The 10,585-nt window shown below is 58.4% G+C and carries 9 protein-coding genes and 1 pseudogene; 4 read left to right on the top strand and 6 right to left on the bottom strand.

The window, feature by feature from the left end:
* Together ACVW0B_RS13695 and pcrA are read right to left on the bottom strand one after the other, a co-directional pair.
* Positions 1–167, bottom strand: a pseudogene (locus tag ACVW0B_RS13695) (RNA-guided endonuclease TnpB family protein); the annotation flags it as partial.
* Between the two features lie 340 nt (positions 168–507).
* Positions 508–2,871 carry a DNA helicase PcrA gene (gene pcrA, locus ACVW0B_RS13690; RefSeq protein WP_457491938.1) on the bottom strand — a complete coding sequence of 788 codons (2,364 nt, stop codon included), beginning with the start codon at positions 2,869–2,871 and terminating at the stop codon, positions 508–510.
* Positions 2,872–3,003: 132 nt separating this feature from the next.
* Here pcrA and ACVW0B_RS13685 point away from each other — a divergent pair, with 132 nt between their 5' ends.
* Complete coding sequence (locus ACVW0B_RS13685) at positions 3,004–3,636, top strand: hypothetical protein (RefSeq protein ID WP_457490028.1); 633 nt, start codon at positions 3,004–3,006, stop codon at positions 3,634–3,636.
* A 131-nt stretch (positions 3,637–3,767) separates the two neighbouring features.
* Complete coding sequence (locus tag ACVW0B_RS13680; RefSeq protein WP_414375245.1) at positions 3,768–4,412, top strand: hypothetical protein; 645 nt, start codon at positions 3,768–3,770, stop codon at positions 4,410–4,412.
* Positions 4,413–4,415: 3 nt separating this feature from the next.
* Here the strand turns inward: ACVW0B_RS13680 and dapF are convergent, their stop codons facing one another.
* Both dapF and psbN read right to left on the bottom strand, forming a co-directional pair.
* Positions 4,416–5,285: a diaminopimelate epimerase gene (dapF, locus tag ACVW0B_RS13675; protein WP_041436430.1), complete on the bottom strand. Its 870-nt coding sequence runs from the start codon at positions 5,283–5,285 to the stop codon at positions 4,416–4,418.
* A gap of 26 nt (positions 5,286–5,311) precedes the next feature.
* Complete coding sequence (gene psbN, locus ACVW0B_RS13670; RefSeq protein WP_011432995.1) at positions 5,312–5,443, bottom strand: photosystem II reaction center protein PsbN; 132 nt, start codon at positions 5,441–5,443, stop codon at positions 5,312–5,314.
* Positions 5,444–5,660: 217 nt separating this feature from the next.
* Here psbN and psbH point away from each other — a divergent pair, with 217 nt between their 5' ends.
* A complete protein-coding gene (gene psbH / locus ACVW0B_RS13665) occupies positions 5,661–5,864 on the top strand; it encodes a photosystem II reaction center phosphoprotein PsbH (protein WP_011432996.1) in 204 nt (67 codons plus the stop codon).
* 94 nt (positions 5,865–5,958) lie between these two features.
* Here the strand turns inward: psbH and ACVW0B_RS13660 are convergent, their stop codons facing one another.
* Complete coding sequence (locus ACVW0B_RS13660) at positions 5,959–7,047, bottom strand: PQQ-dependent sugar dehydrogenase (protein ID WP_457491939.1); 1,089 nt, start codon at positions 7,045–7,047, stop codon at positions 5,959–5,961.
* A 280-nt stretch (positions 7,048–7,327) separates the two neighbouring features.
* On the opposite strand from ACVW0B_RS13660, the gene ACVW0B_RS13655 reads away from it, so the two are divergent.
* Positions 7,328–9,724 (top strand): glycoside hydrolase family 31 protein, encoded by a 2,397-nt coding sequence (locus tag ACVW0B_RS13655; RefSeq protein WP_457491937.1) that lies wholly within the window; start codon positions 7,328–7,330, stop codon positions 9,722–9,724.
* Between the two features lie 223 nt (positions 9,725–9,947).
* Here ACVW0B_RS13655 and ACVW0B_RS13650 read toward each other — a convergent pair whose 3' ends face one another.
* Positions 9,948–10,415, bottom strand: a complete 468-nt coding sequence (locus ACVW0B_RS13650) for a peroxiredoxin family protein (protein WP_414332127.1) — start codon at positions 10,413–10,415, stop codon at positions 9,948–9,950.
* Between the last annotated feature and the right edge of the window lie 170 nt (positions 10,416–10,585).

The following is a 10,585-nucleotide window of genomic DNA, read 5'->3' as shown; positions in this document are numbered from 1 at the left end:
CGATAGACCAAGTGGTGCAGCTTGGCGGTGTTCCAGCAGTTCTTTTGTTTGGCGGTGTCGAGAATCTGGTTGCAAGCATTCGCAAAGCCCTGCAAGGTGCGGTCAGTTTCTTGACGCAACTCTTGTGGGACTATCAGCTTGCAACGTACAGAGATAGTCTGGCTCATGGGCTTATTGTAGCTCATCCAGGCTTTGACCGGCAAACCTATATGGAGGAGGGCTTTCCTCCCGACACCAAGCCTGCGGCTATGGTGCGGGCCTCCAGCCCGAAAATTTGGTGACGAGGGGGCAGAGGTAAGGTCGAGGGTTGGGCAACGGTCAAATCAGGGAAAGGGGGAGCTGAGGTTTTGCTTTCCCCGTCGTGCAGCAACACATATAAAGCAAACACATATAAAGCAAGGGATCACCAACGACGTCAACGGCAAGGCAATCTCGAATGAGCTACGGACTTCTACAGCACTTCCCTTTGCCTCTCTTCATCGCTGGAGCCCTTCCGAGTTCAGCCGCCTAGCTAAGCTTTTGAATAGGATCGATACGGGGATCCAAGATTTTCTGTTGACCGATAGCGGGAAACCTCACCGCAATCGTGACCCGTTCACCACTGCCGAACACATGGGTAATCTGGCCTTGTCCAAATTGGGGATGTTGCAAACGATCTCCAATCGCCCACTGTTCTGAACGGCTTTGGCGGCGATTGGGCCTGGCCTTGGGTGCATCTGAAAGGGACAGTCCACTGCCGTGGGAGAGCTGTCGAGAAACGGCTCCGCGTCCGTCGAATTCGATTATTAACTCTTGGGGCAGTTCACTTAAAAATACCGAAGGAATAGCTGGTTCGCGGTTGCCGTAGAGCATCCTTTCCCTGGCGTGGCTGATATACAACTGCTCACGGGCACGGGTAATGCCCACATAGCAAAGGCGTCGCTCTTCTTCCAAAGCAGCGGGATCCTCCAAAGCCCGGAAATTGGGAAATAGACCCTGTTCCACCCCCACCAAGAACACAACAGGAAACTCCAAACCTTTGGAAGAGTGCAACGTCATTAGCGAAACTTTCTCAGCGCCTTCCTGAAGGTTGTCCAAGTCGGAAGCCAAAGACACATTGCTCAAAAAAGCCTCAAGGCTGGGATCCTCCTGTTCTTCCTCGAATTGGCGGGCGGCATTGTAAAGTTCCATCACGTTGGCCGCTCTTTCTTCGGCTTCGTCTGTACCCTGTGCCTTGAGATCCTCCAAATAGCCGGAATCCCTTAGCAACCCTTCGATAAGGGTGGCGGCTGAAGTCTGAGAAGCCTGTCGATGCCAATGCTGAATCAACTGAGCAAACTGAATGACAGGCTTAGCCGAACGGCCCGCCAAGCTACTTACAGAGGTTTCGTCGCTGAGAATTGCCCACAAAGGCACGTTGAGAGCCGCCGCCGCTTCGGTCAGCTTGTCCAGAGTAGATTTGCCGATGCCACGGCGCGGCACGTTAATAATTCGCAGCAGGCTAAAGGAGTCGGCAGGGTTGGCCACAACCCGCAAATAGGCCAGGACATCCTTAATTTCTTTGCGGTCGTAAAATCGCAGTCCGCCTACCACGGTGTAAGGGATCCCCCACCGCAGCAAGACCTCTTCAAAAGGACGGGATTGAGCGTTGATGCGGTAGAGAATGGCAAAATCTCCCCAGGAAAAAGCATTGGCATTTTGGCCGTGTAATCGTCGGATGGTATTGACGACAAACTCGGCCTCTGCAATCTCATCATCCGCCTGATGAAGGAAAATCGGACTTCCTTGCTGACGGGTTGGCCTGAGAACTTTATCAATGCGCTCTGTATTTTTCTCGATGAGAGCGTTAGCTGCCTGCAGAATGGTAGCTGTAGAGCGATAGTTCTCCTCCAGCTTGATCATGGTGCGGGTATCATCATCCGGGAGACCATCTCCAAAGGTCTCTTGAAACTCCAGCAAAATGGTAAAATCTGCCCCGCGAAACCGATAGATGCTTTGATCGGCATCTCCCACCACAAAGATCGATCGGTTTCTCCAATCCAACCGAGATCTGCAGGTCTCGCCGTTGGTGGCCAACAGACGAATCAACTCATACTGAGTGCGGTTGGTGTCTTGGTATTCATCCACCAAAATGTGTCGAAATCGTTGGTGCCAGTAAGCCAACACCTGCTCGTTTTGTCGAAAAAGCTGCACTGGTATCCAAATCAAGTTATCAAAGTCCAGAGCATTGTTGGCTGCCAGTTGGTCTTCATAGATTTCGTAAACTTGGGCAATGGTACGGCCACGGAAGTTGGGCTGATTGCGCTCCAGGTCGGCAGGAGTCCAACCTTGGTTTTTGGCATTGCTAATGGCGTAGCGTACCGACCTTGGGTCAAACTTGCGCTCATCCAAGTTCAGTTGCTTGGTTACAATCTCCTTCACCAGAGATTGGGCATCTGATTCATCGAAGATCGAGAAGTGGGGAGTCCACTTGCGCCCCTTGGGATCCTGATATTTTTCAATATCTATGCGCAGGATCTGGGCAAATAAGCTGTGGAACGTGCCAATCCAAAGAGGCTTAATCCAGCGGTGGTAAACAGCAGATTTTAGTCGCGTTGCCTGGGCCGGCTCCAATTCCTCTAAGGGGATCCCAAATTGTTCTTGAGCTTCTTGTTCGGCAAAGAGCTGCTCAATGCGCTCTTTCATCTCACGGGCGGCCTTGTTGGTGAAGGTCACGGCCAAAATTTCTCCTGGATCCACCCGATAGTGGCGAACCAGGTAGGCAATGCGGTGGGTGAGGGCGCGCGTCTTGCCGGAACCTGCCCCCGCCACCACCAGCAGCGGGCCACAAAAGTGTTGCACCGCTTGCCGTTGAGAAGGGTTGAGGGCATCCAGCAAAGAGGCGTGAGTCATAGCCAGCAAACCAGAAACTGCCTTCCATTATGGGCACCAACCCAATGGGGATGAGAAGCCCAGAGGGCATTTTGGAGCACCAAAGATGAAGATCGGTTAAGATTTGGCCGGCCCGCTCCAGAGCTCCCCGCCATGAACCGAGTGCTGTCCTGCTGCTGTGCCCCGGCTAACCGCTGCTGGCTTTGCGTTCAAAAGAGACTTGTGGCTTTGGGGTTTGCCACCCTTGCCCTGCTTTTGGCGGGCGCGTTCGATCCCGTTCAAGCCGGCAACTGCCCCAGCAATGGTAACCGTGATGAATCTCTGGCTTTCAAAGTGGAGAGCGTTTTCGGAGGGCAGCTTGACTTAAGTCGGTACGACGGCATTCAAGCGTTGATCTTGACCAACAGCCAAACCCGCTCGCAATCGGAAGCCCTCTCCAAAAGTTTGGCCCTGGAGTTTGGGCAAAACCCTCGGCTGCGCCAGATCGTGCTGGTGGATGGCAGGGGGCTGCTGCTGGTGCGCCACTTGGTTTTGCAGGCCATCCGGGAGAGTGTACCGACGGATCCCCGCCTGGTTTCTCCGTTTGTGTATGTCTCGGTCGATTTTGAGGGAGCAACCATCCAGAAGCTGCAAGAAATAGCCGCTGCAGCTTTGCCTGGGATCAATTTTCGCCGCCAGGCTGTTTTGTTGCTGTTGGACGGCCAGGGAACTCTTCTGAGCGGATTTGCCGACTTGGAGCAATCCAACCTCAGCATTCGCCGGTGCATTCGCACCCTCATGGGATAGTCCCACTTCCCTTTCACACCGGCAACGCCTCTCCTCTGCTGCTCTGGCCCAAGCCATTAAACTGGTCATACCGGTCATGTTGAAGCTTTGAGTCAACCGGTCGAACGACGGCTCTCTGTTCGCGGGATCCCATGCGCCGCCAGCTCAAAATCTTGAACCAAATCCTCGATTACAAGCTTGCCAACTTGCGGCTGTTTGGCCGAGCCGAGCTGAAGGGGCCTGTTCTCAACGTGCTGCTGGAACGGCTGCCGGGCGATGTGGTGGATACCCTGCAGGTGATGGAGGTGGTGCGCAGTGCGGTGGAAGCCTCTCTGCTGCAAGGGTTGCGCAAGGTCAACGTTTACCTTTGGTGCCGCGGACAAACCGAAGAAGCGCCGGAGTGGAGCGAAAGCTTTGCTGTAGAGCCATTGGTCTTGGCCCACCCCAAGGAGCTCCGAAGCCTTGCTTTCAACTATCGACAAGACTATCCCGGCATGCGGGTGCTGTTTTTCTGCCTGGGCCTTTGTCTGGGCGGCTTTTACCTGTTGGGGGGCTGGGAGCAGACAGGTTGGATCGATTGGATCCCCGTAGGACTGGCCTTCGCCTTGGGGGTGATCTTCCCCTGGCTCAAACGCTCCCTCAGCCAGTTTGTACACCCTCTATTTCTCCGCCTTGGCCTGGGCTTGGGCTTGGTCTTATTGGGCCTGGCAGTGGCGCTGATCTGGCGGCAGGGCTGGAGCGTTGCCTATGGGATCCTCGGCCTCCTGGCCATCCTCCTGTTGGGTCTGGGAGCCTAGTTCTCAACCGGCAGTGGTGCCGCTGAAGACGTGTAGGGCAGGGCCGGTCATCCACACGTGCTGTGTGCTCGGATCCCAGCGAATTTCCAGATTTCCTCCCGGCAGTTCCACCGTAGCTTGCGATTCTGCGCGCTCCTCCAAAACAGCAGCCACCAAAACAGCACAGGCACCCGTCCCACAAGCCAGCGTTGCCCCTGCTCCCCGCTCCCAAACCCGTAGGCGCAGACGAGTCGGGCTGAGCACCTGCACAAATTCGGTGTTGGTGCGCTCAGGAAAGGCCGGATGATGCTCAAACAGGGGGCCCACAGCTGCCAAGTCCAGCTCCTCCAGGGATCCCTCTTCTTCCAGGAAGACCACACAATGGGGGTTGCCCATGCTCACCGCCGTCACCCGCCACTCTCGCCCGGCCACTGCAAGCGGCTGCCGAATGACCTTCTCATCCGGTTCGACCAAGGTGGTGGGGATCTGCTTGGCCAAAAGGCGAGGGATCCCCATGTCCACTGTGACCAGCCCATCTGCCCGCACCTGCGGCACGATTCGCCCCGCCAAGGTGTGGATCTGGTAGGCGCCATCCCGACCTGGGATCCCCAAGTCCTGCAGAAAGCGGGCCAAACAGCGGATCCCATTGCCGCACATCTCCGCCTCGGAACCGTCGCTGTTGAAGAGGCGCATGCTGAAATCTGCCCCCTCCTGCCCCGGCAGCAGGAAGATAACCCCATCGGCTCCTACCCCAAAGCGGCGATTGCAAAGGGCGACGGCCTCTTCCGGGCTCAAGCAGGGTTGAGACTGCCAGCGGTTGTCCACCAAGATAAAATCGTTCCCCAATCCCTGGTACTTGTGAAAGGAGAGACGGGGGGTCAACCGAGCAGACATTTACCCAGATACCCCAACGACAGGCCTTAATCCTCGTGCATCTCGTAGGGATCCTGCAAGTCCTTGGAAGGGGGGCCAAAGGCCGTGTAGATGGCAAACGCAGTGATGCAGATGGTAACTGCCGCAATCGCCACAATTAGGGAAAAGGTGGGTTCCATATCTAAGTCTGAGTCCTCAGATCCTGAGAGCGTTCGACTACAGTATTACACAAGTTTACAATTCATTGCTCAAGGCAAAAGGGGTTGGCCAGATTCTGATAGCGTGATTTTAATGGGGTGGCTGTCTGGGCGGTGCCGAGCACCAAGGATCCACCGCCCGGGTTGGTCATCTTCGACTTCATCAATGTGTTCTGTTCCTAACTTACTGCGAGAACCTATGGCCATTCGTACCAGACTGGGCGATCTGCTGCGTCCCCTCAACTCGGAATACGGTAAAGTAGCTCCCGGCTGGGGCACCACGCCCCTGATGGCGGTCTTCATGGCCCTATTTGCCGTCTTTTTGTTGATTATCCTGCAGATCTACAACAAGTCGCTGCTTTTGGAAGACATCAACGTTTCTTGGGAGAGCCTCAGCTTCTGAGTTCCCCAGCCCTACTCTGGGGAAAGTCCCTGTCCCGCCAAAGAGCTGCCCAGCGGGAGCAGGATAGTTTCCGTCATCTCCTAAGCCGATGCCTTCAGGGTGCTGGCTCCAGGCGCAGCAGGGATCCATTCGGGGCGTCCGTCAACAGGTAAAGGAGTCCATCCGGCCCCTGCCGCACATCGCGAATGCGGCCCACCGCCCCTTCCAGCAGGCGCTCTTCCGCCACCACCCGCTCTCCATCCAGTACCAAGCGCGCCAGGTGTTGCCCGGCCAGCGCCCCCACAAATAGGTTGCCCCGCCATTCGGGGAAAGCCTCCCCTGTGTAGAAAGTCATGCCGGAAGGGGCAATTGAGGGTGTCCAGTGCAGCAGAGGGGAAGCCAAGCCGGGAGCTGCCGCCAGTCCTTGGCCGACGGGTTCTCCCGTATATTCTCGACCGTGGGTGATTAGGGGCCAGCCGTAGTTGACGCCGGGGGCCAAGATGTTGATCTCGTCCCCACCCTGCGGCCCATGTTCATGGGACCAAATTGCCCCTGTTTCAGGGTGGCGGGCCATTCCCTGAATGTTGCGGTGGCCATAGGTAAAAGTTTCCGGCAAAGCCCCTGCTTGGCCGACAAATGGGTTGTCCGCCGGGATCCCGCCCGCACCCGTAATGCGCAACACTTTACCGGCAGAATCCCCCAAATCTTGGGCTCGATCCCGTTCTCCCCGGTCTCCGGTGCTGATGTAGAGGAATCCTTCTTCGTCAAAGACCAAACGGGAGCCAAAGTGCTGCCGGGCAGGGGTTTTGCGCTCCATGTCGAAAATCACCTCCAGATCCTGGAGTCCCTTCTCCCCCAAGCGGGCCCGCGCCACCCGCGTGCCTCCCCCACCGGGCCCAGGCGCTGCATAAGACAGATAAATCCAGCCGTTCTCTGCATGGTTGGGGTGCAAGGCGATGTCCAGCAGGCCCCCCTGCCCCTGGGCAAACACCTCGGGCACACCGGCTATGGGCTGGGGATCCAACCCCTGGTCGGTAACCCGGCGCAGCCGGCCTGGTCGTTCGGTTACCACGATTGTCCCATCTGGCAGAAAGGCCATCCCCCAGGGATGCTCCAGCCCGGTTGCCAGAGTCACGACCCGAAAACGCTGCTCTGTTCTGGCTCTGGGTAGGGCTTGGGCATGCTCCCCCCGTTGCAGGGCCATCACCGTTTCAGGGCTGACCGGATAGGCCACCACGGCAGGGGGGGCGGACAACCCTCCCAAAAGCAGTAGCGCGGAGAGAAGTTTGCTCGCCGGGATCCTCATGGCCATTGCCGCCTCGTTTTCGCGATGGATTCTGGGGTCTGAGCTAGTCGATTATTACCGCTGCTCTTCTGGAGATGGGTACCGATGAGGGTAAAACCCACTGCGGACCAGAGTGGGCAACCCCCTGTCCCCTCCCGGCCATAGGCTAGCCTTGAGAGCAGCAATCTGTCTCCAAAGCATGCTGGAACCTGGCGAGATCTTGGGACTCGATCCCGCGGGCGCGAACGGCCAATCCCCCGCCCGCCCGCCCCAAAGGCCAACCTGCGGATCCCTGCAGCAGCTCCAGCCCCACTCCAGAGGGATCCACCTCATCTGTGCCCAGGGCCGCTGGTCTATGCAGGTGCTCACCCCCCGTCTGTTTCGGCTGCGCTTTAGCCCCAGCGGAGCGTTTTTGCCCCGTCGTTCCTGGGATGTGGCTCCAGCCGATGAAGAGTGGCCGCCGGCTCCCTTTGAACTGCAGGAAAGCTCCACCCAAATCCACCTGTCCACCTCCCAGGTGCAAGTTCAGATCGATCGGGATCCCCTCCGGTTCAGTTTTCAAGACTCTCAAGGGCAAGAGTTTTGCGCCGATGTCTCCTCTGGGCTTACCTGGGGATCCGATAGCATCCGCCTGGTCAAACACCTCCACCCTGCCGAGCACATCTATGGCCTAGGGGAACGGGCGGGGCTACTCAACAAACGGGGTCGGCGCTACAGCCACTGGACTCGCGACTGCTGGAACTACGACGCCCACAGCGACAATCTCTACCAGGCCATTCCCTTCGCCCTGTTTCTTCGCCCCAACCTCTGCTACGGGCTCTTCCTGCACTGCACCCACTGGAGCCAGTTCGACCTGGGCCAGATCGATCCCGAGCAGTGGGCCATCGAGGTGCGCGCCCCCGAGCTGGATTACTACCTGATCTACGGCCCCACCCCGGCCTTGGTGCTCGATACCTATACCCAACTCACTGGGCGGCCTCCCCTTCCTCCCCTCTGGGCCTTGGGCTACCAACAGTGCCGCTGGAGCTACGCCAGTGCCGCTCAGGTGCAGGCAATAGCCGAGCAATTTCGCCAACGTCAGATCCCCTGCGACGTCATTTACTTGGATATCGACTACATGCGCGGCTACCGCGTCTTCACCTGGGATCCCCGCCGCTTCCCCGAACCGGCCCGGCTCATGGCCCAACTCCACGAGGCTGGCTTCCGGGTGGTAGCCATTGTGGATCCCGGCGTCAAGTTCGAGCCCGAAGCCGACTACGCCGTCTTCGACGAGGGCTTGGCCCAGGATTTCTTTATCCGCCGCGCCGACGGCCACCTCTTCCATGGCTACGTTTGGCCAGGCAAAGTCCTCTTTCCCGACTTCTTGCGCCCCGGAGTGCGGCAGTGGTGGGGATCCTGGCAACGGGTTCTCACCCAAGCCGGTGTGGATGGCATCTGGAACGACATGAACGAGCCGGCCCTCAACGACCGCCCCTTTGGAGACGGCGGCCAGATCGTCGATATCCCCCTCGATGCCCCCCAAGGCCCACCCGACGAACCCACCACCCACGCCGAAGTTCACAACCTGTACGGCCTGCTGATGACACGCGCTTCCCGTGAAGGCTTGGAACAGCTCAACCCCAACCGGCGCCCCTTCGTGCTGACTCGCTCCGGCTTTGCTGGGATCCAGCGCTGGGCTGCCGTCTGGACAGGCGACAACCAATCCTCCTGGGAACACCTGGAGATGTCCCTGCCCATGCTCCTAAACCTGGGCCTGTCGGGAGTTAGCTTTGTCGGCGCGGACATCGGCGGCTTCGGTGGCAATGCCACTCCCGAGCTGTTTGCCCGTTGGATGCAAATGGGAATTCTTTACCCCCTCATGCGCGGCCACAGCGCCCTGGGCACCCGCCCCCACGAGCCCTGGAGCTTTGGCCTCGAAGTGGAAACCATCTGCCGGCAGGCCATTCAGTTGCGTTACCAGCTGCTGCCCTACCTCTACAGCCTCTTTTGGGAGTCCAGCCAAACCGGATCCCCCATCTTGCGCCCCCTTCTCTACGAGTTTCCCGACGATCCGCAAACCTACGAGATCTCAGATCAAGCCATGCTGGGATCCGCCCTCCTAGCTGCCCCTGTGGTTCGGCCTGGCGTGCGGTGCCGCGCTGTTTACCTACCCCAGGGCACTTGGTTTGATTGGTGGACAGGTCAGGCCCACACCGGCCCCCGCTACATTCTCGTCCCTGCCCCTCTCGAACAACTGCCGCTGTTTGTGCGGGGTGGCTCCGTTCTGCCTTTAGCTCCCCCCTGCCCGTCCACCGCCCACCTGCGCCGTGACCAACCGCACCTCAAACTCTACCCCGGCAACGGCAGCTTCACCCTCTACGAAGACGACGGGGAAACCCTCGCCCATCGAGCAGGAGCCTGGGCCACCACCCTCTTCCGCTTGCGACAGCAAAATGGCCAGCTCATTCTGGAGATCGAGGCCCGCCAGGGCAACTGGAGCCCGCCCCAGCGTAGCTGGCTTCTGGAGCCCCTTGGCCACACTCCCCTCTCCCTGCCGGACACCGGACAGCCGCAACGGGTTCTCTGGCCCACCCCAGAGGATCCCCCGTTTAGGTGACATACTCCCATCACTGACCCTACAGGTACAGCGTGGGCTTCTCGCTTCATCGGGGAGCTACTGCAAGAACCCTCTGCGAGCAGACACGGGATGCCCCACCGCGTAGTTGCACCAGATTCCGGCAACGCCGTTTTGTACAACCATGTTGATTATAGTACAGAATATATCCGCCTTTCATCCCGACCCTCCTGCTGTTGCAGAGAGTGCGGGGCTTCCCGGCGAGCTAGCTAATCGCCCTCACGGCCTCCAGCAGCTCCCGGTTGTCTCGCTTGAACAAGGGCAGCCACTCCACATGCTGGTAGCGTAGGATCCCTTGGCTATCCACCAAAAAATAGGCCCGCCGCGTCCCCAGCAGGCTGTCCACCCCGTACTGCTGGCTCACGGTTCTGTCCACATCGCTCAGCAAAGGAAACTCCAGCTTAAGCTGCTCGGCAAAGGCTTGGTGCCTGGAGAGGGGATCGCTGCTGATCCCCAAGATCTCGCAGCCCGCGGCCCGGAAAGCTTCCCAATCCTCCCGAAAGCAACGCATCTCGCTCGTGCATACCGGGGAAAAATCCGCCGGGTAAAAGGCCAGCAACACCTTGCTCTTGCCCCGGTAGGCCGCCAGTGAAATCTGGGCTCCCTTTTGGATCCCTTTCCCCACCGCAGGCAAGCTAAAGTCAGGAGCAGCAGCCCCAATCACAATCCCCATAAACCCGTCTGACCCAAACTAAGCTCACTTCAACAGTCTAGCGGTGGATCCGGATCCCTTCTGGCTTCAAAAAACTTTGGGTTGGATATCTTGACGGGGTGGTGGGGGTGGGGATAGGGTAGTAAAGCGCCACAAGGCCACCCAGCCCCGGCGCCCCAGAACCTTGACAA

This window comes from Thermostichus sp. MS-CIW-23, from assembly GCF_054059455.1.
This window is presented reverse-complemented; position numbering and strand designations above follow the sequence as displayed.

Coding starts and splice junctions, on each gene's coding strand:
- psbN (WP_011432995.1), bottom strand. CDS start 5,443: ATGGAACCCACCTTTTCCCTAATTGTGGCGATTGCGGCAGTTACCATC.
- psbH (WP_011432996.1), top strand. CDS start 5,661: ATGGCCATTCGTACCAGACTGGGCGATCTGCTGCGTCCCCTCAACTCG.
- ACVW0B_RS13655 (WP_457491937.1), top strand. CDS start 7,328: ATGCTGGAACCTGGCGAGATCTTGGGACTCGATCCCGCGGGCGCGAAC.
- pcrA (WP_457491938.1), bottom strand. CDS start 2,871: ATGACTCACGCCTCTTTGCTGGATGCCCTCAACCCTTCTCAACGGCAA.
- ACVW0B_RS13650 (WP_414332127.1), bottom strand. CDS start 10,415: ATGGGGATTGTGATTGGGGCTGCTGCTCCTGACTTTAGCTTGCCTGCG.
- ACVW0B_RS13660 (WP_457491939.1), bottom strand. CDS start 7,047: ATGGCCCTGCAACGGGGGGAGCATGCCCAAGCCCTACCCAGAGCCAGA.
- dapF (WP_041436430.1), bottom strand. CDS start 5,285: ATGTCTGCTCGGTTGACCCCCCGTCTCTCCTTTCACAAGTACCAGGGA.
- ACVW0B_RS13685 (WP_457490028.1), top strand. CDS start 3,004: ATGAACCGAGTGCTGTCCTGCTGCTGTGCCCCGGCTAACCGCTGCTGG.
- ACVW0B_RS13680 (WP_414375245.1), top strand. CDS start 3,768: ATGCGCCGCCAGCTCAAAATCTTGAACCAAATCCTCGATTACAAGCTT.